The sequence below is a fragment of the Bacteroides xylanisolvens XB1A genome, from assembly GCF_000210075.1.
Classification (GTDB): Bacteria; Bacteroidota; Bacteroidia; order Bacteroidales; family Bacteroidaceae; genus Bacteroides; species Bacteroides xylanisolvens.
The window spans coordinates 2,928,721-2,952,064 of record NC_021017.1; the positions used below are offsets into that span (position 1 = coordinate 2,928,721).

At 41.6% G+C, this 23,344-nt stretch carries 17 protein-coding genes; 8 read left to right on the forward strand and 9 right to left on the reverse strand.

Annotation, left to right across the window (positions count from 1 at the left end):
- The first annotated feature begins 4 nt into the window (after positions 1-4).
- Together BXY_RS11515 and BXY_RS11520 are read left to right on the forward strand one after the other, a co-directional pair.
- Complete coding sequence (locus BXY_RS11515; protein WP_015531962.1) at positions 5-2,056, forward strand: tetratricopeptide repeat-containing sensor histidine kinase; 2,052 nt, start codon at positions 5-7, stop codon at positions 2,054-2,056.
- Complete coding sequence (locus BXY_RS11520; RefSeq protein ID WP_004313725.1) at positions 2,053-2,832, forward strand: LytR/AlgR family response regulator transcription factor; 780 nt, start codon at positions 2,053-2,055, stop codon at positions 2,830-2,832. Before BXY_RS11515 ends, BXY_RS11520 begins: the two co-directional genes overlap by 4 nt.
- A gap of 89 nt (positions 2,833-2,921) precedes the next feature.
- Here the strand turns inward: BXY_RS11520 and BXY_RS11525 are convergent, their stop codons facing one another.
- Positions 2,922-3,317, reverse strand: a complete 396-nt coding sequence (locus BXY_RS11525) for a DUF3836 domain-containing protein (protein ID WP_004313726.1) — start codon at positions 3,315-3,317, stop codon at positions 2,922-2,924.
- A 117-nt stretch (positions 3,318-3,434) separates the two neighbouring features.
- On the opposite strand from BXY_RS11525, the gene BXY_RS11530 reads away from it, so the two are divergent.
- Positions 3,435-3,578, forward strand: coding sequence for a hypothetical protein (locus BXY_RS11530; protein ID WP_008997641.1), 144 nt, complete (start codon positions 3,435-3,437; stop codon positions 3,576-3,578).
- Between the two features lie 129 nt (positions 3,579-3,707).
- Here BXY_RS11530 and polA read toward each other — a convergent pair whose 3' ends face one another.
- Entirely contained in the window at positions 3,708-6,557 is a 2,850-nt protein-coding gene (gene polA, locus BXY_RS11535) for a DNA polymerase I (RefSeq protein ID WP_009041168.1), read from the reverse strand.
- 88 nt (positions 6,558-6,645) lie between these two features.
- On the opposite strand from polA, the gene BXY_RS11540 reads away from it, so the two are divergent.
- Entirely contained in the window at positions 6,646-7,620 is a 975-nt protein-coding gene (locus BXY_RS11540) for a polyprenyl synthetase family protein (protein WP_004313728.1), read from the forward strand.
- On the opposite strand, the gene BXY_RS11545 is transcribed toward BXY_RS11540, so the two are convergent.
- The 7 genes from BXY_RS11545 to mnmG all read right to left on the reverse strand — a co-directional run bounded on the left by BXY_RS11545 (position 7,621) and on the right by mnmG (position 15,046).
- Positions 7,621-8,301 (reverse strand): DUF1266 domain-containing protein, encoded by a 681-nt coding sequence (locus BXY_RS11545; RefSeq protein ID WP_008020027.1) that lies wholly within the window; start codon positions 8,299-8,301, stop codon positions 7,621-7,623.
- Between the two features lie 398 nt (positions 8,302-8,699).
- Positions 8,700-9,602, reverse strand: a complete 903-nt coding sequence (deoC, locus tag BXY_RS11550) for a deoxyribose-phosphate aldolase (protein ID WP_004313730.1) — start codon at positions 9,600-9,602, stop codon at positions 8,700-8,702.
- The gene (locus BXY_RS11555) at positions 9,589-9,927 is read right to left on the reverse strand and encodes a nucleotide pyrophosphohydrolase (RefSeq protein ID WP_004313731.1); all 339 of its coding nucleotides are present in this window, start codon (positions 9,925-9,927) and stop codon (positions 9,589-9,591) included. The genes deoC and BXY_RS11555 overlap by 14 nt, the downstream gene beginning before the upstream one ends.
- A gap of 39 nt (positions 9,928-9,966) precedes the next feature.
- Positions 9,967-10,419, reverse strand: a complete 453-nt coding sequence (dtd, locus tag BXY_RS11560) for a D-aminoacyl-tRNA deacylase (protein ID WP_004313732.1) — start codon at positions 10,417-10,419, stop codon at positions 9,967-9,969.
- A gap of 245 nt (positions 10,420-10,664) precedes the next feature.
- On the reverse strand, positions 10,665-12,509 hold the full coding sequence (uvrC, locus tag BXY_RS11565; protein ID WP_015531965.1) for an excinuclease ABC subunit UvrC: 1,845 nt from the start codon (positions 12,507-12,509) through the stop codon (positions 10,665-10,667).
- 69 nt (positions 12,510-12,578) lie between these two features.
- Entirely contained in the window at positions 12,579-13,109 is a 531-nt protein-coding gene (locus BXY_RS11570; RefSeq protein WP_004313735.1) for an adenine phosphoribosyltransferase, read from the reverse strand.
- Between the two features lie 50 nt (positions 13,110-13,159).
- Positions 13,160-15,046, reverse strand: a complete 1,887-nt coding sequence (gene mnmG, locus BXY_RS11575; protein ID WP_004313736.1) for a tRNA uridine-5-carboxymethylaminomethyl(34) synthesis enzyme MnmG — start codon at positions 15,044-15,046, stop codon at positions 13,160-13,162.
- Between the two features lie 1,359 nt (positions 15,047-16,405).
- Here mnmG and BXY_RS11580 point away from each other — a divergent pair.
- The 4 genes from BXY_RS11580 (at position 16,406) to BXY_RS11595 (ending at position 23,326) form a co-directional block, all read left to right on the forward strand.
- Positions 16,406-16,975, forward strand: coding sequence for an RNA polymerase sigma-70 factor (locus tag BXY_RS11580; protein ID WP_004307824.1), 570 nt, complete (start codon positions 16,406-16,408; stop codon positions 16,973-16,975).
- A 245-nt stretch (positions 16,976-17,220) separates the two neighbouring features.
- A complete protein-coding gene (locus BXY_RS11585; protein WP_015531967.1) occupies positions 17,221-18,420 on the forward strand; it encodes a FecR domain-containing protein in 1,200 nt (399 codons plus the stop codon).
- Positions 18,421-18,459: 39 nt separating this feature from the next.
- A complete protein-coding gene (locus BXY_RS11590; RefSeq protein ID WP_049701528.1) occupies positions 18,460-21,801 on the forward strand; it encodes a SusC/RagA family TonB-linked outer membrane protein in 3,342 nt (1,113 codons plus the stop codon).
- A 10-nt stretch (positions 21,802-21,811) separates the two neighbouring features.
- Positions 21,812-23,326, forward strand: a complete 1,515-nt coding sequence (locus tag BXY_RS11595; protein ID WP_015531968.1) for a RagB/SusD family nutrient uptake outer membrane protein — start codon at positions 21,812-21,814, stop codon at positions 23,324-23,326.
- Positions 23,327-23,344: the final 18 nt, after the last annotated feature.

Consider the following 23,344-nt stretch of genomic DNA (forward strand, 5'->3'; position numbering starts at 1 on the left):
ACTGATGAATCGGAAGACTGCTATGAAACTATTTGGACTGTTGGGGTTGTTGATGTTGTTGAGTTGCGGATATGCTGATAGACACCGCAATAACTCTTCGTGCGAACAGGTGTTGGTTGATTCTCTGGAAGTTCGTGTACAGGATTCTTTGTTTTCCAATGTGCATTATTCCCGCTCACAGGTGCTTGACGCACTGACACAGGCGCAAGATTCCCAGGTTTACTATCGTTTGCTTGCCCTTTATGGGAAAACATTCTTTGTCTCTTCCGATTTTGATTCTATACTCTATTACAATCGCCGGGTAAAGGAATTTTTCCGCAATGCTTCCCAATCTTCTGAATCTCTCCAATCTCCACAATGGAATGATGTATTATCCGATGTTTATAATATCGAAGGCAACGTGTGGATGCAACTGAACCGCCCTGATTCTGCAATTACCGACTATAAGAAAGCTTACGAATATCGTCTGAAAGGAAAAAAACTGCACCTGCTCCCGGATATTTGTATCAATACTGCTGATGCCTACCTGCATCGCAGTGACTTGGCACACACTGCTTCGTATTATCGTCGTGCCCTGTTTCTCTGTGATTCGCTAAACTTGTCCGAGCACGCGAAATTCCCTGTCTACTACGGATTAGGGCAAACCTATATGGAACTGCGGGATTTCGATTTATCCAATCATTACTATGAATTGGCCGGACAGTATTTCGATGAGATGAACGTGAGCGAACGATGGACTTATCTCAACAATCGCGGTAATCATTATTATTACCGGAAAGACTATCAGGAAGCTTTGAAGTATATGCGCAGGGCCAATGTGCTTGTCTCTTCTTATCCGCAGATGGTGTTTGAACAGAATTTTATTAAAGTAAACCTGGGAGAATTGTACCTGCTGACTGACAAACTGGACTCCGCACAGGTCTGTCTGGACGAGAGTTATCGATTCTTCTCCGATATACAGCATAACTCGGCCGTACATTACATCGAAACCCAGATGATTGAACTGGTATTGAAGAAAGGAAATATAGCTCAAGCGAAAACAATGATTGCCCGGACTGCTCCTGTCGGGCATCTTGACGCTAATATGCTGACTATACGCAATCAGTATCTACAACATTATTTTGAGCAGATTGGTGATTACCGCCATGCCTATGAGTATCTGAAACGCGATTGTCATCTGGATGATTCCATTCGTAGCGAACGAGTACAGATGCGTGTTGCCGAACTGGATATGCGCTACCGGCAAGATACAATCGTGCTTCGTAAAGAAATGCAGATTCAGCGACAGGCGGCAGAGATGAGAGTGCTCAAGTTGAGCGTATCTATCTGGGTACTTGTCTGCGTGTTGCTTGTGGCAGGGGTAGTGGTAGTTGTCTGGTATATGCGTAAAAAGAGGGAGTTTCTTCGCCAGCGTTTCTTCCAGCAAATCAACCGTGTCCGCATGGAGAATTTGAGAAGCCGGATTTCTCCTCATTTTACTTTTAATGTACTGGGACGTGAGATCAATCAGTTTAACGGCTCGGAAGAGGTGAAACATAATCTGATGGAACTGGTGAAATATCTCCGTCGTAGCCTCGAACTTACCGAGAAATTGAGCGTATCTTTGCAAGACGAACTGGATTTCGTCCGTACATACATCGAACTGGAACGTGGACGTGTCGGAGAAGATTTTGTCGCAACAATCACGGTGGAGGACGGTTTAGATGCAACCCGCATCATGATTCCATCTATGATTGTGCAAATTCCGGTGGAGAATGCTATTAAACATGGACTGGCGGGAAAGGACGGAAAAAAGGAGCTAATGGTATATGTTTCCCGTGAAACAAATGGGATTCGCATAACGGTTACCGACAACGGACGCGGGTATCTCCCGCAGGTAGTTTCCGCCACACGGGGTACTGGTACAGGATTGAAAGTGTTGTATCAGACCATTCAATTACTGAATACAAAGAACAAGAGTGATAAAATACGTTTTAATATAACCAACAGAAGCGATGGACAAACCGGTACGGAAGTGTCGGTATATATCCCGTTTCGTTTTTCTTATGATTTATGATGGAGACAGAAGAAAAGTATAAGGTAGTCATCGTTGACGATGAACGTACAGCGATTGATGCTTTGCGCCGCGAGTTAGAGCCCTATCGTGAATTTGAAGTAAAAGGAATTGCAGGGAATGGTGCAAAGGGTAAAAAGATGATTATGGAGTTGCATCCGGATTTATTGTTTCTCGATGTGGAGCTTCCGGATACATTGGGGCTTAACCTGCTAAGTGAAATTAGAGAGGATATTTTGTGGGATATGAAGGTGGTGTTTTACACCTCTTATGATAAATACTTGCTTCAGGCATTGCGTGAGTCGGCTTTCGACTTCCTGTTAAAGCCTTTTGAGGCGGAAGACCTGAAAGTGATTATGGAGCGTTACCGGAAGGCAATGACCTCTGCTGCGCTTCCTCTTTTGCCTTCTTTTGCCTCTTCTATCAGTGCATTAATGCCACAACAAGGCATGTTTATGATTAGCACAGTGACGGGTTTCAAGCTTTTACGCCTGGAAGAAATCGGCTTTTTTGAGTATCTGAAAGACAAACGTCAATGGCAGGTAGTCTTGTTTAATCAGACTCGCCTGAATTTGAAGCGGAATACAAAAGCAGAAGATATTATCAGTTATTCACAAGCTTTTGTGCAGATTAGCCAATCGGCTATTGTAAATGTTAATTATTTGGCAATGATTGATGGTAAGTGTTGCCAACTCTATCCACCTTTTCACGATAAAAACGATTTGATGATTTCTCGAAGTTATCTGAAAGAACTGCAAGAACGTTTCTTTGTTTTGTAATGTAGACCTTATAAATTGCAATACGCCACTTCTTCAGCAGAAGCGGCGTATCTTTTTTGTTAGAATATTAGAATGAGAGAGAGTTTATGTTACATATTTGTATTATCCATCGTAACAGTCATTTCGGGTACCAGTATATAGGCTTGTTTTTTAGCGTTCCATTTATAATAATTGGTGGTAACGGTCTTGCCTTCATACGTATAGTTGATGCGTAGGTCTTTTTCCCATTCGTCCTTGTTGCTATTCCACTTTAAGGCTTCGCTTTCAATCATACGTTTATTGTCATCGTACTTGTAGTTGTACTTCATGTAGTTGGCAAGTGTGTTTCCGTCCATTTTGTAAACGGTCTGTCCCACTGTCATACCATTCTCTTCGATTGGATTATAAATCAATTGATTATCGTAGCTACGTGCAGAAGTAGCAAGCGACACAACAAGAAGAGCTGCAGATAAAACGAACATTTTTAAAGATACTTTTGCTTTCATGGCTATTTAAGTTTTTGAGTTATACTTTCATTTGTCTATCAAATGCATTGGTTTTACGCTGCAAATCTACATATTAATTTGGTATTTATGCATTTTTGAAGATAAAATATTGTCAAAATGTCAAGATGTAGGGTCGGAGATGGGTTGCTTTTTGCCAAGATTGGTGACAAAAAAATATCCGGCAGTCAATCTGCCGGATATAGAATGAATCACTTCGTCGAAAAAGGATTCCTTTTTCTAGCTTTCTGGATAATGAGTTAAATAATGTTATTATCCATACTTGCTTCTATTTTGTAAGCGGAAACCCCGGATAAGGTGGAGTCTCCCTGCGCAATTAGTATCTAAAAGATAGCAATTCCTTATTGAGGTGGCCTTTATCCACTTGATGGTTTAATGTGCCTCAAGCCAGTTTTTGCCCCATCCGCAATCTGCTTTCAAGGGGACGTGCATGCGGTATGCTTTCTCCATTTCTTCGATGACAATTTCTTCTACACGCTCTTTTTCATTGACAGGAACGCTGAAGTTTAATTCGTCATGTACTTGTAGGATCATTTTGGCTTGTATTCCTTCGGCCTGGAACCGTTGATAGATACGTGCCATTGCTACTTTTATAATATCTGCCGCACTTCCCTGGATAGGGGCGTTGATGGCATTTCGTTCCGCATATCCGCGTACAACGGCATTGCGGGAGTTGATGTCCGGCAAGAAGCGTTTCCGGTGGAAAATTGTTTCTACATAACCTTTTTCCTGGGCCACCTGAATACTTTTGTCCATATAGGCTTTCACTCCCGGATAAGTTTCAAAGTAACCGTCGATTAGTTCTTTGGCTTCTTTGCGGTCTACATTCATCCGTTCGGCAAGACCAAATACGGATATGCCATAGATGATACCGAAATTGGCAGTCTTGGCTTTACGGCGCATGTCGGAATCTACATCTTTCAGATCAATCTTATAGATTTTGGCAGCGGTGGCAGCATGAATATCGTGGTTGCTAAGGAAAGCATCAATCATATTCTTATCCTCGCTAAGGTGTGCCATAATACGCAATTCGATCTGCGAATAGTCGGCAGAGAAGAAGAGGCAGCCTTCATCGGGGATGAATGCTTTACGGATTTCTTTTCCATTCTCGTCGCGGATAGGGATATTCTGTAAATTCGGGTTACTTGAGCTAAGGCGTCCCGTAGCGGTTACAGTCTGGTTGAAAGAGGTATGCACCCTTCCTGTGCGTGGGTTGATAAGTAGGGGAAGTGCGTCGATATACGTGCCCAATAGCTTTTTTAGTCCGCGATGTTCCAGAATCTTTTCTACCACAGGATGTTTATGCCGGAGGCTTTCGAGCACTTCTTCCGAGGTGACATACTGCCCGGTCTTGGTCTTTTTCGCTTTTTCTACAATCTTCAGCTTGTCAAACAAGACTTCGCCGACTTGCTTGGGTGAAGCGATGTTGAAGGTCTCACCGGCCAGTTCGTAGATTTCTTTTTCGATTTGCTCCATCTGGGCGGTGAAATGAGCGGATGATTGTTGCAGTGCTTCCGTGTCTAGCAATACTCCGTTCCGTTCGATATTGACTAATACCGGAACAAGAGGCATTTCTATATCATAGAATAAACGTTCGGCGTCATTCTCTTTCAGCTCTTTCTCCAATACGTTTTTCAGTTTCAGAGTGATGTCCGCATCTTCGCAAGCGTACAGATATACATCTTTCGGGTCGAGGTCGCGCATGTTCTTCTGATTCTTTCCTTTGGGGCCTATCAGTTCGTCAATATGGATGGTCTGATAATGCAGATAAATTTCTGCCAGGTAATCCATGCCATGACGAAGTTCCGGTTGAAGAACATAGTGAGCGATCATCGTATCGAAAAGCGGACCTTTTACTACTGCACCATAATTTTGAAGAACGATCATATCGTACTTGATATTCTGTCCGACTTTTAACGAATTCTCATTTTCGAAGACCGGGCGGAACTCCTTTACGATTTTTAACGCTTCGTCCCGGTCTGATGGAACAGGAACATAAAATGCTTCATTTTCGGCAATGGAAAAACTCATTCCGACCAATTCGGCATCCATTGGTTCGGTCCCGGTAGTTTCCGTATCTAATGAGAGAATTTTCGATGTAAGTAACTTTTGAATAATTTCTCTTCTTTTCTTCTCTGTATCAATGAGTTGGTAGTTACGTGACTGCGATTCTAACGTCTCTAGATTCGATTTTTTTGCTTCATTCGGCTCATTGGGCGTGAAATTCGCAAACAAATCGCCTTGTATTCCGCCTCCTTCTTCGGGAAAAAGTGGAAGAGGAGAGGGGGCGCTTTTTCCGGTGGCTACTTTGCTTTTGGGAGTGGAGGTTATTCCATTTCCGGAAACCTCTTTTTTTAGTACCCGGTCGATGAGCGTTCTAAATTCCAGTTCTTCGAAAATGCTGCGAAGTGAATCTTCGTCTGCTTCTTCGCGGACAAGAGAATCCATTTCAAGTTGGATGGGCACATCGATTTTAATCGTGGCGAGGAATTTCGAGAAAGTAATCATTTCCCGGTTCGTTTCCACTTTTGTTTTCAGTGCACCTTTCAGTTGGTCGGTATGCTCTAATAAGTTTTCGATGCTTCCGAATTCAGAAATTAGTTTTTGGGCAGTCTTTTCTCCTACTCCGGGACATCCGGGGATATTATCCGAAGAGTCGCCCATCAGTCCGAGCATGTCAATCACTTGTGCCGGAGACTGAATGTCAAACTTGGCTTTCACTTCTTCAACACCCATCACTTCGAAACCTCCTGTGTGCTTGGGACGGTACATAAATACCTTGTCGCTTACCAACTGCCCGTAATCTTTGTCGGGAGTCATCATATAGGTGGTGATACCTTGGCGACCGGCTTCGGTGGCAAGCGTACCTATCACGTCGTCGGCTTCGTAGCCTGCAACTTCCAGAATAGGGATGCGGTAAGCACGAATAATATCCTTTATAATAGGCACGGAAAGGCGGATCGCTTCCGGAGTTTCTTCACGCTGCGCTTTATATTGTTCGAAAGCTTCGTGGCGGAAGGTAGGTCCTGCAGGGTCGAAGGCTACTCCTATATGAGTGGGATTCTCTTTTTTCAGCACTTCTTCGAGGGTGTTTACAAAACCCAGTATAGCTGAAGTGTTGAATCCTTTGGAATTGATTCTTGGGTTCTTGATAAAGGCGTAATATGCCCGGTATATCAGTGCATAAGCGTCTAAAAGAAATAATTTATTACTTGAATCCATAGATTTAATTAATTTTTCATGGTAAAAGTACAAAAAAATACGGTATTCAGCGTTTTATTATTACTTTTGTGCTCAAATTGTGTAATTAATGGACAGCATCTCACTCATCAGAACTCCGATTGAAGCAGAACTAAGAGACTTCAAAGAACTTTTTGATAGTTCTCTCTCCAGTTCAAATGCATTGCTCGATAGTGTCGTATCTCACATACGGCAGAGGAATGGTAAGATGATGCGTCCTATTCTTGTTTTGCTGGTGGCACGTCTTTATGGTGCTGTATGTCCTTCCACTCTTCATGCAGCTGTTTCATTGGAACTCCTTCATACAGCCAGTTTGGTGCATGACGACGTCGTGGATGAAAGTACCGAACGCCGTGGACAACTCTCGGTGAATGCTATCTTTAATAATAAAGTAGCCGTATTGACGGGCGACTATCTGCTGGCAACCAGTTTGGTGCATGCCGAACTGACGAACAGCCACCGCATTATTCAACTGGTGTCTACTCTTGGGCAGGATCTTGCTGACGGCGAGTTGCTTCAGCTTTCAAATGTAAGTAATCATAGCTTTTCTGAGGAGGTTTACTTTGATGTAATCCGTAAGAAGACTGCCGCTCTTTTTGCTGCCTGTACGAAAGCTGCCGCTTTTTCGGTAGGTGTAGGGGAGGGAGAAGCCGAACTGGCTCGTTTGTTGGGCGAATATATTGGTATCTGCTTTCAGATAAAAGATGATATTTTCGATTACTTTGATAATAGAGAGATTGGCAAACCAACAGGTAATGATATGCTTGAAGGTAAACTGACATTGCCCGCTTTGTATGTATTGAACACGACAAAAAACGATGAGGCGCAGGAATTGGCAATCAAGGTAAAGGAGGGTGCAGCTACTCTCGATGAAATTGCTCATTTGATCTCGTTTATCAAAGAAAATGGGGGCATTGAATATGCCGTTCAGACGATGAATATCTATAAGCAAAAGGCTTTTGATTTACTGGCTTCTTTGCCGGAATCTGATATTTGTGTAGCCCTCCGGGCTTACTTGGATTACGTGGTAGACCGCGAAAAATAATTACCTCCGGTGTTTGCCCAGAAGTGAATAGCACGATAATAATCGATCCCAATCTTCTATCTTTCCCGATTTCATCGCTTTTCCTAAAAGGAAACTCTTGTCTATTTCTTCAGCTGTATGAAGATCTAACGAACATAATTGGGCTGCTTGTTCTATGTACTTCCAGGCTTGTTCCTTGCTGATGTGCCCGCATGTTTGGGAGGCGCGCGCCAAGCTGACAAGCAATCCCATGTCCCATCCGATAATCCCTTTTTCTAAGTCATTTATCCATATAATCGGGTCTCTTCTTTCTTCTGTATATTTCACGAATCTGTATAGATTCTTTCCTTGCTGAATGAAGCGTTCTACTCCGAAAAAGCGCTTTTGGATGATACTTTCGAACTCGTTGATGTTCTCTGTGGAGAGTAAGTAGGGGAGCATAATCTGGTAGGAGACTCTGTCTCCTTCGTTAATCAGGAACTGGAATAATCCGGTGACGGACTCGGTATCGGTGCAGTGGAACTCTTCTGCCAGCAGTCTGGATAGCTTTTGCGGATGGACTCCGGTCTCCATGGAGTTGAGATAGAAGCCTTGCAGTCCAGCTTCCATATAACCGATGCGTAGCCCCTTCTTTTTCTCTGTTCCGAGGATGAGATTCAGAGGGTTGTGATTGAATCGTAAGGTTCTTGTGTAAGCGTCCATCCTTAATACCTCCATAAAGTTCATGAAAAGCGTGAGAACTGTTGCCATGTATTTTCCTGAGGCTTCGGCAAGCCGTTATGAGTATACAAGCAACAGTCCCACGCTCCATTCGATATATAACAAAATTATATACATGAAGGTGCGTGAGACCCGTTTGCTTATTACCATTCATAACTTTGAATTTTGCCGAATTCCAGGAACTGGTAATAAATGAAACGTTCTCTAATATAACTAATTAGCTATATTTTCATCGCTAAACCTTTTACAAAGATAATTATTTTTCCGAATTCTCCAGTAACTATCTTTAGTTTTTCTTAAATAAAAAATACCGCGTCGATTCCCGTGATACGGGAGTCGCGCGGTAAGGCGTATTTGATTGCTAATGTAGCCTTTAATTTTTAGAAGAACTTGATTTCTTCGCCTTTGATGTCGGAAAGGAGGAGGTTGGCTAAACGGCTGGTTCCCAAGCGGAACAGTTGGTTGTCAAGCCATTCTTCACCTAATAGTTCTTTTACAATAGTGTAGTAAATAATCGCATCGTTAACAGTGTTGATACCACCTGCCGGTTTGAATCCAATCTTGTTTCCTGTCTTCTGATAGTATTCTTTGATAGCTTCACACATCACGTAAGCGGCTTCCGGCGTTGCGGCAGGCTGCTGCTTTCCGGTAGACGTCTTGATAAAGTCTGCGCCCGAATACATGGATAGGATAGAGGCTTTCTTGATGTTGGAAGCACTCTTTAATGCGCCTGTTTCGAGGATTACTTTAAGATGGTGTTCCTTGCAAACTTCTTTTAGTTCCTGTATTTCTTCGCACATTCCTTCGTAGTCTCCGCTAAGGAACTTGCCGATGGAAATCACAATATCTATTTCGTCTGCACCGTCTGCAATGGCCAGTGCTGTTTCTGCCACTTTCACTTCAATGAATGTCTGTGAAGAGGGGAAACCTCCTGATACACAGGCGATATTGACTCCGTCTACTTCCAGCGTGTTTTTAACGATGGCTGCAAAGTTGGGGTACACACAGATGGCTGCTACGTTTTTCAGATCAGGATATTCGTCGTCAAACTGATTGACTTTTTCAGTAAAGTGCATCACGCTTTCGTCGCTGTCCGTACTGTTCAGGGTGGTCAGATCAATGCAGTTGAACAGGAATTTCTTAACGTCTTCCGTGTTGTTCTCCGGCACTTTTTTCTCAATCAATTCAGCTACGCGAGCTTGAATATCTGCATCGCTCAGATTGGTATTATACTTTGCCAATGCGGCCTTGTACTTGTTGGGCTGTGAGTTATTCTCTTCCATGATCTTTCAGTTTTGGGTTGTTGATATGTCTTTTATTATCTCGTTTCGTTTTCTTCTCCATGCTTTTCCGGAAAGCGTCAGTGATGTCTACTCCCGTCTGGTTGGCGATGCAGAGAAGCACCCATAAGACGTCTGCTATCTCTTCATCTATGTTGTCTTTTTCTCCTTCCTTGAAGGATTGGTCGCCATATTTGCGGGCCATGACACGGGCCAGTTCTCCTACTTCTTCCGTCAGGACTACCATATTGGTCAACTCGCTGAAGTAGCGGACACCGTATGTTTTCACCCATTGGTCCACTTGTTTCTGTGCTTCTTCCAGAGTCATTTTTTTAATGATTAGTGATTAATGATTAGTATGGAATATCTATTCTTTGTTTTTGGTATCCATGCATATAGTAACAGGACCGTCGTTTAAAAGTTCAACTTTCATGTCTGCTCCGAAGATTCCTGTGCCTATTTCTTTTCCCAGTGCACCGCTTAAATCTTTGCAGAATTGCTCGTAGAGTGGGATAGAGATATCCGGTTTGGCAGCTTTGATGTAGGAGGGGCGATTTCCCTTTTTGGTAGAAGCGTGTAGCGTGAACTGGCTGATAACTAAAATTTCGCCTCCATCTTCTAAAATAGACTTGTTCATCACCCCATTTTCATCGTCGAAGATACGTAGATTTACTATCTTTTTGCAGAGCCAGTCGATGTCTTCCTGCCCGTCTGATTCTTCGATGCCAACTAATATCAGCATCCCCTTTCCGATGGACGATTTGCAGTGTCCTTCAATGGTTACTGACGCATGGCTTACCCGTTGTATAACTATTCGCATTGTTATTTATTCTATTTCGTGGTTAGGAAAGGCAAATTTACAAAATTCGAAAGAGAAAACGGTGTGTTGGCAGGAAAATATTATAAGGTTTTGCCGAAAGCTTTAATGGTTTATTATTTAGGCATGGATTATACAGATTGAAAGGATAATGCGGTTTTTAGTAATTTAACCGTGAAATCCGTGCAATCTGTGTAATCCGCGGCTAAAAATGATAGAAAGATAACTGACTCCATTCCGCCGGCTTCTTATTCATTTTTTGATGATTCATTGCTTAATCCCTCTTTTACGGTCTTGGCTTTCGCTTCTCCGATGATAGCGGCAATCTCCTCAAAAGAGGTTTCTTTTATTCGTTTTACGCTCTTAAACTCTTTCAAAAGTGCTGTTTTTGTCTTTTCTCCGATACCTTTGATGGTATCCAGTGCGGACGCAACTTGTCGTTTGCTGCGTTTATCACGATGGAAACTAATAGCAAAACGGTGTACTTCATCCTGAATCTGTGTCAGCAGACGGAATAATGGGCTTTGCTGTTTGATACCAATCGTCTGCGGAGGAAATCCAAAAAGCAGCTCCGATGTGCGGTGGCGGTTGTCCTTTGCCAGTCCGGCAATAGGAATAGCCAGATTCAGTTCGTCTTCAATGACTTCTCTGACGACCTCCATTTGACCTTTTCCGCCATCAGTGATAATCAGGTCGGGTAGAGGAGAATTCTCTTCGATAGCGCGTTGATAACGCCTTCTGACGACCTCTTTCATGGAAGCATAGTCATCAGGCCCTACAACCGTCTTTATATTGTATTTCCGGTAATCTTTCTTTGATGGCTTGGCCTTCTTAAATACAACACAGGCTGCCACGGCATCAGAACCCTGTATGTTTGAGTTATCAAAACACTCGATTTGTAGCGGCGGTCTTTCCAAATGCAACTCTTGCTGAATTTCTTTCATTAAACGCATACTCCTTTGTTCCGGATTCAGCTTTTCTGTCTGTTTTAGGCGGTCGGCCTTGTACTGTTTCACGTTTAGAACCGAAAGATCCAGCAATTTCTTCTTATCTCCCCGCTGTGGAACGGTAAATACGATATTGTTTAACTCCAAATCGAGTTCAAAAGGCACTATAATCTCTCTGGACTGGCTTTTATAGCGTTCCCGCATTTCAATAATACCAAGCGTCAAAAGTTCCTCTTTTGATTCGTTCAGCTTCTTTTTATATTCGAACGTGAAAGCCTGATTGATGGCGCCGTTTGTGATGTGCAGATAATTGATGAAAGCAGAGTTCGACTCGTCCTCTTCGATTGAGAATACATCGATATTGTGCAATACAGCACTTACTACCTCTGATTTGGAGCGGTAACTCTCTATCAGGAGATATTTCTCTTTCACTTTCTGCGCCTCTTCAAACTTCATTTCGGCTGCCAACGTCTGCATCTTTTCCAGCAACATACGGCTGATATCTTGTGTATTCCCTTTCAGGATTTCCTTGATTTCATCTATGTTTTTGAGATATTCTTCCTGTGATTGCAACCCGATGCATGGCCCGGCGCAGTTTTTTATATGATATTCCAGACATACATTAAATTTGCCCGCCCGTATGTTTTCCGGACTTAGGTTTAAATTGCATGTGCGCAAGGGATATAAATGCTTTATCAGGTCTAATACCGCATACATTGATGGAATGTGACTGTACGGGCCATAATAAGACGAACCGTTCCTGATAACCTTTCTTGTTTTGAAGATTCTCGGAAAGTACTCATTCTGCACGCAAATAGAAGGGTAGGTCTTGTCGTCCTTTAACAGAACGTTGTAGCGCGGCTTATATTTCTTTATCAGATTATTCTCCAGCAATAACGCATCTTCTTCTGTGTTGACTACGATATAGCGAATATCAGCGATTTTACTGACCAATACTCGTGTCTTTCCCGGCTCATGCTCTTTGCTGAAATAAGAATAGACTCTTTTCTTTAGATTTTTTGCCTTTCCAACGTATATAATCGTTCCTTCCGTATTCAGGTATTGGTAAATACCCGGTTTCTCGGGAAGGTTGGCTACAATCCCTTTCAAATATTCATTGGTTTTGCTTTCCGGTTCTACATTCATAATCGTTAGGTATGAGAGATCGCTAGCTGCTTACTTTTGACACATTCTCTGCAAATAGATGCAAATCCTTTATAAAGTCAATACCGATTCTACTTCTACGTCGTCTCCGAATACTGATTTTCCATTCAGTTCTTTCAACTCAATGATGAAGTTTACATATACCTTTTTAGGTTTTAATCTTTTCACTAATTCACAAGCCGCTTTCATCGTGCCTCCTGTTGCCAGCAAGTCGTCGTGTAATAGAACTACATCATTCTCATCCAGTGCGTCTTTGTGAATTTGCACGGTGTCCTTTCCGTATTCCTTGTCGTAGCTTTCTTCAATTGTTTCTGCAGGGAGCTTGCCGGGCTTGCGGATAGGAATGAAACCGGCGTTCAGGCGGGTGGCTAAAATCGGTCCCATGATGAAGCCCCTTGATTCTATTCCTACTACTTTGGTGATCCCTTTATCCTTATACATATCAAACATAATGTTTGATAATTCTTGCAGGCACCATGGATCTTTGAATAGGGTGGTGACATCGTAGAACAGGATTCCGGGGATCGGGAAATCGGGTACTTCCCGAATACTTTTGATTAGTGTTTCTTTGCTCATAATCATTGAATTATATCGTTTCTTTAAATGATTTGTTTCACGTGAAACGTTGCCGCCTATCGTCCCGAAAGCACGAGCAGTACGTTGATGTCGCTTGGGGAGACTCCTGGAATTCTGCTCGCTTGCGCAATCGTTTCCGGATCTATCTTTACCAACTTTTGCCGAGCTTCGGTGGATAGGGATTGAATGGTAGAATAATCAAATTTTCCTTTGATCTTTATGCTCTCCAATCGTGCCAGCTTTTCAGCAATCATTCGTTCTCTGTCAATGTATCCTTGATACTTGATTAAGATTTCAGCAGCTTCGAGAATCTCTTCTTTCCGATCCTGATCCGAACTTGTCGCTTTCTCCAGTTCCCGCTGAAACGCCGGAACGTATTCTGTTATATTCTCGATTGTCACTTGCGGACGATTCAGAATCTCTATCAACTTGCATCCCTGACGCAGGGGAGTTGTTCCTATCTTTTCGAGAGCATCATTAATTAATGCCGGTTTCATCGAATAGTTGCGTGCGAAAGAAACGATTTGTTCCACGGCTTCTTTCTTGCTTTTTACCAGTTGATAGCGATCTTCCTTTGCCAATCCGAGCTTAAACGCTTTTTCTGTCAGGCGCATATCGGCGTCATCCATACGAAGCAAAATACGATATTCTGCACGGGAGGTAAACATACGGTAGGGCTCATCCACACCTTTGGTAACCAAATCGTCGATTAATACGCCAATATATGCTTCGTCGCGGGCCAGAGTAAAGGCTTCTCCACCGTGGCAGTTGATATGCGCATTGATGCCGGCTATCAATCCTTGTCCTCCTGCTTCCTCATATCCGGTAGTGCCGTTCACTTGTCCGGCAAAGAACAGGTTTTTGATAATCTTCGATTCCAACGTATGTTTTAATTGGGTCGGATCGAAGTAGTCATATTCGATAGCATATCCCGGACGATAGATAACCAGATCTTTGAAAGCCGGGATTTGTTTCAGTGCCGCAATTTGTATTTCCATCGGAAGTGAAGAAGAGAATCCATTAAGATACAACTCTTGTGTTGTTTCTCCTTCCGGTTCCAGGAATAACTGGTGCTGGTCTTTATCGGGGAAAGTAACAATCTTGGTTTCTATGCTCGGGCAATAGCGTGGTCCGATACTTTGTATCTGTCCGTTGAACAGTGGAGAATCCGGCAAACCTTCACGCAGAATCCGGTGTACTTCTTCATTGGTGTAGCACGTCCAGCATTGAAGTTGCTTTAAGTGGTGCGTGCTGGTATTCATGAAGGAGAACTTGTGGAAGTCACATTCGCCGGCTTGTGTATCCATTTGGTCAAAATGAACGCTGCGCGCATCGATTCGTACCGGAGTACCGGTTTTCATTCTTCCGTAGGTGATGCCGTGACGGGCGATGGATTCGGTCAATTGATAAGAAGCTGGTTCGGCCATTCTTCCTCCCGGTAATTGATGGCGACCTACGTGCATCAGTCCGTTGAGGAAAGTGCCTGCGGTGAGCACAATGCATTTCGCTTTGAAGGTGACACCCCACGCAGTGACCAATCCGGTAGCCTCACCGTTTTCAACGAGCAGTTCGCATACTGTATCTTGCCAGATATGAAGGTTGGGTGTATTTTCTAGTTTCTCCCGCCAGGACCAAATGAACTTAGCCCGGTCGCATTGGGCGCGGGGACTCCACATGGCAGGGCCTTTCGAACGGTTTAGAATTCGGAACTGAATGGCTGTTTCATCTGTCACCAATCCCATCTGTCCACCCAGTGCATCTATTTCACGTACAATTTGTCCTTTGGCGATTCCTCCTACAGCCGGGTTGCAACTCATCTGCCCAATCTTGTTCATGTCCATAGTAATGAGACAAGTCTTGGAACCTAAATTAGCTGCGGCAGCCGCTGCTTCACAACCAGCATGTCCGGCACCAATTACAATTACGTCGTACTTAAAATCCATTCCTATCTTATTTATTATCAAACGCTGCAAAGTTACGGAAAAGTTGTGAGACTTGTATCTTCAAGCTGTTTTTGCTTCTGAAAATCCGGGGAGGAATCCGGTTTGACTGAAAAAATCGCCGTAATTTTGAGTTAGAAATATGCAGATTGTTCGAAAATAGGCCGCTTATTGTTTTTTGTGATTGTATGTTTTTGAATAGAATGGTAATAGATTGTGTTTTAAATTCCCTGTTTTGCTTTCTTTTTGTTAGTTGTGCGCTTGCTCAATTATGAATGCAACTAGAGAGTAAAAGGAAAGATTTGTTGAAAAGACGGATTGTTGTGGGAATAAACGTAAGGTTTACACTCAAAATCTACCCTACGTCTTGACATAAGTCAAAAAAATAAATCTGAATGTAATTTTTTGCATGATGGCTTTTGTTGTTTTTGCAAACAGCTATACCTTTGCAGTGTAGTTGTGAAACTACTTATATTTTAGGTATTAGAAAAAGGTAATAATTAAAAGGTGTTAGTTTATAAAATTAAGGTATTAGATTTTAAGATTAGTTTTTAGGAAAAAGATTGTTTTGATTAGGTATTAGGAGAAAGACGTTTTCAGGTAAAGAGTAAATGAAAGATGAAGAAAAAGAAGAATCCCATTTATGGGGATTCTTTAAAGGTGGAGCGGAATGATTCGCTCTTTTTTTGTGCCCTTTCATTTCCAACTATTATTTTCTTTTGCTTCTCATTTGAACTGTATGGTAAGCTCGTTCGAGTTTCTTTTGGGGCAATTTGTTATTTGCCTGGATTCAATTAGTTTCAACCCTATTTGAAACAGTTTGTTTCAAGGTTTGAAACGATTCGTTTCTCGGTGTGAAACAAAGTGTTTCCCGTAATGAAACAGAGTGTTTCAAAGCATGAAACAGATTGTCGTCTTGTGGGATACGAACCGCTGCCCTATAGCTTACGATTGTTTTGTCAGCATTTCTCTTGTCTGACTCATATTTGAAATCAAAAAAATAAAGTCTGGTGGCTATCATAGGACAAGATTCCCGGTAAAATTGAAGGGAAAAACCAAGAAATCAGAGCGATAAATGGTGGTGATAGATGATAGATAAGGTGATAGGTTACCGGCAATCTATCACCATGCTTGAAAGTGCTATGAATAAACTGTTTCAAGAAGTCTGGTGATAGATGAAAGATGAAAGTGAAAAAATCTCTATGTATGAGAAAGAACTTTTTTATTTTCTATTTTGTAAGCCGGCAAAGTCTGCGTTTTTGAAAAAAAACAATATATTTGCAATCGTAAATGTCGCAAAAGTAAGTAGTTACGGCGATTTTTATGAATTCTGTTTCCTTTTTTCGCAGGTAATGTGACAGTATGAACGATAAAATTGACACTATAGTAGCGGGAGTAAACCGGAAGGATGAAAAGATGTGGGGCGATTTCTACGATCGTTTTTATACTGCCTTATGTGTTTATGTATCAAAGATATTGCCGGTCCCCGATGCGGTAGAAGATTTGGTACAAGACGTTTTTATTTCTGTATGGGAAGGGAAGCGTACCTTTTCTGATATTAAAGAGCTTACCAATTATCTTTATCGTGCCTGCTATAATAATACCTTATTATATATACGCAATAATCAAATTCATGATACCATATTGAATTCTTTAGCCGAAGAAGAAAGCGTGGAGGACGAAGATATGATTTATGCATTGACGGTGAAAGAAGAAATTATCCGGCAACTCTATTGCTATATCGAAGAACTTCCGTCCGAGCAACGCCGGATTATCTTAATGAGAATCGAAGGACATACATGGGAAGAGATAGCGGAACGTTTAGAAATAAGTATCAATACTGTTAAAACTCAAAAGACACGCAGCTATAAATTCCTTCGTGAGAGGCTGGGCGACTCTGTTCATTCTATTATTCTTTGTTTATTTCTCTAAAAAGATAAAAAGTCAATTTGATACATCTTTATCTTTTTATTGATTACTTAAGATTTGTTTTCTTTGTTAAAAACGAACTGATTCCTTCTGTATTGTGACATAATGTTATATTTTGCCTCTAAATTCCTCTCCTTTATATTCTTATCTCAAAAAAATATCATCTTTTTGTCACCCTTTTCTGTGAGTTATGTATATCTATAATAAAGCAAATTAAACAGTTGTTTGATTTAAAAAGGAAAAATAAGATGAAGAAGTTCGAAAATGTATATCAAGATGCCGCTTTAATGAAGAAAGCTCTTTTAGGAGAAGCTAATGAATCGGAACAGCAAGAGCTTGAAAAGCGATTGGCGGAATGCCCGGACTTACAAAAAGTGTATGAACAATTGCAGAATGGTGAGACATTAAGAGTTGCATTTGAAGAATATAAAAATTATTCATCAAAGAAAGCCTATGAATCTTTCCTTCAGAAAATCGGACAAACGGAACCGGAGGTAATAAAGAAGTCTCGTGCTTTCCGGATTTGGTGGTCTGTTGCAGCAGCTGTTGTTTTAGTAATCGGTTTCTCTTTCTATATGTCGAATTATGGTTCGATTGAAGAGGAAAGCAGACCATTGATTCAGCCAGGAGTTCAACAGGCACAATTGACTTTACCCGATGGCAGCATTATTGATGTGCGGAAGAAAGAAGTTAACGTAATAGTAGATGGCGTCCAGGTAAAATATAAGGAAGGAGTGCTGTCATATAAACCAACCGTCACAACACAACACGAAGAGAAAAACGTCGAAGAGAAGCCGGTTAAGTCAAATGAACTTATCATACCACGTGGAGGAGAAAATACCGTGATCCTTGCTGATGGGACGACGGTTCATTTGAATGCTGGTTCTAAGTTGACTTATCCGGTACGCTTTGCGGGTAAACGCAGGATTGTAGCTCTGGAAGGTGAGGCTTATTTTGAGGTTGTGCAGGATGAATCTCATCCGTTTGTGGTACAAACTCATCTTGGCGAAGTGATGGTGCTTGGTACGGCGTTTAATGTGAATGCTTATACCGATGCTTCCGTTTGTTACACTACATTGGTACATGGAAAAGTTCAATTTTCTGCACCGAATGTCGGAACGGTAACTCTTCAGCCGGGTGAACAAGCAGTAGTTTCTGCCAATGGCACAGAGAAACGTACAGTCGATCTGGATGAGTATATCGGTTGGGTAAATGGTGTGTACAACTTTAAAAACCGTTCTTTAGGGGAGATTATGGAGACATTCGAACGCTGGTATGATATACAGATTTATTATGAAACACCGGATCTACGCGACATAACTTACAGTGGCAGTTTGAAACGTTACGGAACGATCAATTCTTTCTTGGATGCTTTGGAACTGACAGGCGATCTGACTTATAAAATCAGTGGCCGGAAAGTGCTGATATACGATGGAATGAAAGAGTAAGAATAAATAGAATATTAGGTAAAGTTTAATCATTAATTTATGAGAGAAAAACGATGGCTACTATGTTTTTTAGTGGCAGTGTGTTGCACATTTAGCACATGGGCTCTACCGTCACAGGATAAGACGGTAACTTTAAACCTGCACAATGTCTCTATTGAGACTGTTTTGGATGCAGTGAAGAAACAAACAGGAGTGAATATGTTGTATAATTCACAAATGTTTAAAGGAGTTCCTCCCGTATCAATTAATGCAAAAAATGAGAAATGGGAAGTCGCTCTAAAGTTGATTTTAAATCCCCAGGGATTTGATTATGTGGTGAAAGACGGTATTGTTGTTGTTCGTAAATTGCAGGCCGAGAAGCGTGATAATCGTATCCGTGGTACGGTTATTGATTCGAATAAGGAACCGATTCCAGGAGCCAGCATCATCGTAAAAGGTACTCGTACGGGTACTTCTACTAATATTGAAGGTGAGTTTACTTTGGATGTTAAGGATGATAAGGTGACTTTGGAAATCTCTTTTATTGGTATGAAGAAACAGACTCTTCAGGTAGATGCTACACGTAAGAAGATGCTTGAGATTACTATGTTGGATGATGTGAAGACATTAGAGGATGTAGTTGTAACCGGATATAGCAATGTTCGTAAATCAAGCTTTACTGGTAGTTCTACCCAAATAACAGGTGATGAGTTGCGTAAGGTATCGCAAACCAATGTTCTGGATGCCATGCAGTCATTCGACCCTTCTTTTCGTTTGATGAGCAATACGCAGTTTGGTTCCGATCCGAACGCATTGCCTGAAATGTATATTCGTGGACGTTCAGGGGTAGGTACCAGAGATTTGGATAAGAATCAATTGTCTAAATCGAATCTGGAAAATAATCCCAATCTGCCTACATTCATTATGGATGGATTTGAAGTTAGCATCGAAAAGGTATACGACTTAGATCCCAGCCGCATAGAGAGCATGACCATCCTAAAAGATGCTGCAGCTACCGCTATTTACGGTTCGCGTGCCGCTAACGGTGTGGTAGTTATCACTACCGTCACTCCGAAACCAGGTGAAGTGCGTGTCTCTTACAACTTTACAGGTACGGTGGAAATGCCCGACTTGAGCGACTATAATCTGGCAAATGCTTCAGAAAAACTGGAGATGGAACGCCTTGCCGGACTTTTCGATAATAGTAACATGGAAAATCAAATTCTTGATTATAATAAGAGATTTGCACAAATTCAACGTGGTGTGGATACTGATTGGATGGTACTGCCTCTACGAAATGCATTCGACCATAAACACAGCCTCTTTATAGAGGGAGGTACGCAAAACTTGCGTTGGGGTGTAGATGCTTCTTACAATGCAGCGAATGGTGTGATGAAGGGGTCAGGACGTGATCGCTATAGTGTTGGTTTCTCTCTGGATTATCGTATGAAGTCTTTGCAAGTGAAGAACACTGTATCGTTCACTCATTCTAAATCGAAAGAGTCGCCTTATGGTTCGTTTAGTGACTATACCATTTTGCAACCCTATGATACACCTTATAATGATGACGGGACATTGCGAAAAAGGTTGAGCTTCTCGAAGAATAGCAATTTACGCGAGGCTAACAACCCACTATACGAAGCGACTCTTGGCAATTATACTTGGAGTGCTTATGATGAAGTATCCAATAATTTGAGTTTGAATTGGTATCTGACCGATTACTGGACTGTTAGAGGTCAATTTAGTGTGAACCGTAAATATTCTAGTGGAGAACGGTTTATCGACCCGCTGTCTTCAAAAACCACGGCTGCTCCTAATGAAGGTGGACATAACTTGGGTGACCTCTATGTGGATGATGGAAATAGTTTGAATTGGAATGCAAATGCAGCTTTATATTATACACGTTCTTTCAATAAACATAATTTAAATCTGTCTGTGGCATGGGAGGCATCTTCTGGTTCATCAGATGCGACAAACGTTCATTACCGCGGATTCCCGAGTGGACAATTTCATTCATCGAATTATGCAGCCGAAATATATGAAAAGCCGTCACGTACCGAAGGTACTTCACGCATGGTCAGTGCATGGGCTACCGGAAACTATACATGGAATGATATTTATTTGGCTGATTTCTCTGTTCGTTTTGATGGGTCATCTGATTTTGGCTCCAAGCAACGCTGGGCACCGTTCTTCTCCGGAGGTTTGGGGGTGAACATTCATAATTATGAGTTTCTAAAAGGAAATGAGATAGTTAACAAATTGAAGGTACGTGCATCGTATGGCCGGACTGGTAAAGCTAGTTTTCCAGCTTATGCTGCTACGACTATGTACGAAGCGCTTTTTGATGAATGGTATGCAACAGGTTTTGGCGCAGTGTTGAAAGCTTTGGGAAATAACAACTTGACTTGGGAAAAGACTGATAAGTTTAATGTAGGTATTGAAATGCAATTTTTGAATCGGCGTTTGACAGTGGATGCAGATTATTATCATGATAAAACAATTGATTTGGTGAACGATGTCAGCCTGTCTCAAACTTCCGGCTTCTCTAGTTATAAAGACAATATGGGTGAAGTACTGAATCAGGGATTTGAGTTGCAGGTACGTGGCGAAGTATTCCGTAATCGTGACTGGTTGGTGGCGTTATGGGGAAATATGGCACACAACAAGAATAAGATTCTAAAAATTTCTGATTCTCAACGTGCCTACAATCAGCGAGTAAAAGAATTCTATGAGAATATAGTGAATGAAGAGTATGGCCGCTATAATTCTAAATATGGAGTACCAATTTCTCAATATGAGGAAGGACAGTCACTTACTTCCATTTGGGCTGTGAAATCTTTGGGTATTGATCCTACTACAGGTAAGGAAATATTCTTAAACCGTGATGGTAGTGTGTCCGACACATGGAATGCCACTCAAGAAGTGGCTGTTGGTAATACTGAACCTAAATTCAATGGCTCTATCGGATTTAATGCTGCTTATAAACAATGGAGCTTATTTGCTGCTTTCCAATACGAATGGGGCGGGCAGGAGTATAATCAGACTTTGGTAGATCGGGTGGAGAATGCCAGAATACAATATCAAAACGTAGACTTGCGTGTGTTGACCGACAGATGGAAACAGCCGGGAGATATTGCGCAGTTTAAAGATATTAAAAATGCCGATAGTGCCACTATGCCGACTTCACGCTTCGTTCAGGATAAGGCTTATCTGCGTTTGAGTGCATTAACTTTAAGCTATGATTTCAATCGGGAATGGATAAAGAAGTATTTGGGAATGAATATGCTCCGATTGGAAGCAAGTACACGCGATTTTATTAACTGGAATTCTATCCGTCAGGAGCGAGGTTTAAGTTACCCGAAGTCATGGACGGTTGATTTCTCTATTAAAGCACAATTCTAAGTATACCATTATGATACGAAAAATATATACTACGTTTGTTTCTTTTGCGTTTGTAGTCTTGACACTCTCTTCGTGTTCAGATTGGCTTGACCTTTATCCTTCTGATGAGATAAAGGAGGAATATTTGTTCTCTTCTGGTGATGGTTTCCGTACGGCAACGAACGGTATTTACCGGAAGATGGCTACTTTCAATTTGTATGGAAGTAACCTTACTTGGGGCATTATGGATGCCTGGGCGCAGTCTTATTATATAGATCAAGCTCCAAGTATAGGTGGTGGAACAGCTATGAGAAATATGGCAGCGCTTCAGTTTAAAAATACAGAATTAGTCCCTGTCACAGATGCCATGTGGAATGCTGCTTGGAATGTGGTTGCCAATTGTAATGAATTGGCTCAACAGGCCGCCAAAGCTGACCCTAATCTCTTTAGTGGACTTGATGGTGAGCGGCAGATGATTTTGGGTGAGGCTATCGGATTGCGCGCATTTATACAATTTGATTTGCTTCGTATTTATGCTCCATCTCCTTCATCTGTTGGTTTCGGGAAAGATGATCGTACTTTCATTCCTTATGTTAATGTTTATCCTAGCTATGTCAACAACCATCAAACTGTTAGTTATTGTTTGGAACAGATTATTGCTGATTTGAAGGAAGCACAGCGCATTCTGAAGGAAGTGGATGCAACATCTAGTATGGGGGCGAACGCTAGATTCAATATCGAAACGGTTTCAGAGAGCCTGTTTGCAAAAAGCAGAGGCTATCGCCTGAATTATTATGCGGTAACGGCGGAGTTGGCTCGTGTTTTCTTGTATGCGGGAAAGAATGCAGAGGCTTATGCAGAAGCCAAGAAAATCATTGATGAAGAAAATAAAACCGGCTATTTCGAGGCTTCAACTAATTCGTCTGGCTTTAGGAATGGAAATATGAAGATGTATAATGATATTATTTTCGGGCTCTATTCTTCAAAGGAGTTGGTGGAATGGGATCAGGAAATAAATCATGGTTCCGATGGTGCCAGTGAGGAGAATTATTTGTGTCTTGATGGTGATGTTGCGAAAGAACTGTATGGGGATGAAATAAATAGCGACTGGCGGTTTAAGTATCAATTGGAAGAGAAGTATTATGGGTTTTATTATCGCACATTGAAGTATAACAAACAGACAGAGAGTACAAATGAAGGGAAAACAAATAACCGTATGCTCCCTATGATACGTATGTCTGAGGTGTATTACATTGCTGCTGAAGCGATTTTTGATACCAAACCCAAAGAAGCACGAGGCTATTTGGAATTGGTGAAAAAAGGAAGAGGGATATCAAAAAAGTTTGATAATGTGACAAATAAATCGGAGTTTATAGATTTGTTGGTAAATGATGCCCGTCGTGAATTTCTGGGTGAAGGGCAGATATTCTATATGTATAAACGGTTGAATAGATTGATCCCCGCCAGCTCTTATTATAGTAGTGATATTTTGCCGACTGATGAGAATGTGGTATTGCCGAAACCTGATTCGGAATCAAATATTTAAATATAAGGAATATTTTCA

Coding starts and splice junctions, on each gene's coding strand:
- polA (WP_009041168.1), bottom strand. CDS start 6,557: ATGGATTCAAGTAATAAATTATTTCTTTTAGACGCTTATGCACTGATA.
- uvrC (WP_015531965.1), bottom strand. CDS start 12,509: ATGAATGTAGAACCGGAAAGCAAAACCAATGAATATTTGAAAGGGATT.
- BXY_RS11590 (WP_049701528.1), top strand. CDS start 18,460: ATGAGAGAAAAACGATGGCTACTATGTTTTTTAGTGGCAGTGTGTTGC.
- BXY_RS11595 (WP_015531968.1), top strand. CDS start 21,812: ATGATACGAAAAATATATACTACGTTTGTTTCTTTTGCGTTTGTAGTC.
- deoC (WP_004313730.1), bottom strand. CDS start 9,602: ATGGAAGAGAATAACTCACAGCCCAACAAGTACAAGGCCGCATTGGCA.
- mnmG (WP_004313736.1), bottom strand. CDS start 15,046: ATGGATTTTAAGTACGACGTAATTGTAATTGGTGCCGGACATGCTGGT.
- BXY_RS11525 (WP_004313726.1), bottom strand. CDS start 3,317: ATGAAAGCAAAAGTATCTTTAAAAATGTTCGTTTTATCTGCAGCTCTT.
- BXY_RS11570 (WP_004313735.1), bottom strand. CDS start 13,109: ATGATTATGAGCAAAGAAACACTAATCAAAAGTATTCGGGAAGTACCC.
- BXY_RS11580 (WP_004307824.1), top strand. CDS start 16,406: ATGAACGATAAAATTGACACTATAGTAGCGGGAGTAAACCGGAAGGAT.
- dtd (WP_004313732.1), bottom strand. CDS start 10,419: ATGCGAATAGTTATACAACGGGTAAGCCATGCGTCAGTAACCATTGAA.
- BXY_RS11515 (WP_015531962.1), top strand. CDS start 5: ATGAATCGGAAGACTGCTATGAAACTATTTGGACTGTTGGGGTTGTTG.
- BXY_RS11555 (WP_004313731.1), bottom strand. CDS start 9,927: ATGACTCTGGAAGAAGCACAGAAACAAGTGGACCAATGGGTGAAAACA.
- BXY_RS11545 (WP_008020027.1), bottom strand. CDS start 8,301: ATGGACGCTTACACAAGAACCTTACGATTCAATCACAACCCTCTGAAT.
- BXY_RS11520 (WP_004313725.1), top strand. CDS start 2,053: ATGATGGAGACAGAAGAAAAGTATAAGGTAGTCATCGTTGACGATGAA.
- BXY_RS11540 (WP_004313728.1), top strand. CDS start 6,646: ATGGACAGCATCTCACTCATCAGAACTCCGATTGAAGCAGAACTAAGA.
- BXY_RS11585 (WP_015531967.1), top strand. CDS start 17,221: ATGAAGAAGTTCGAAAATGTATATCAAGATGCCGCTTTAATGAAGAAA.
- BXY_RS11530 (WP_008997641.1), top strand. CDS start 3,435: ATGTCAAGATGTAGGGTCGGAGATGGGTTGCTTTTTGCCAAGATTGGT.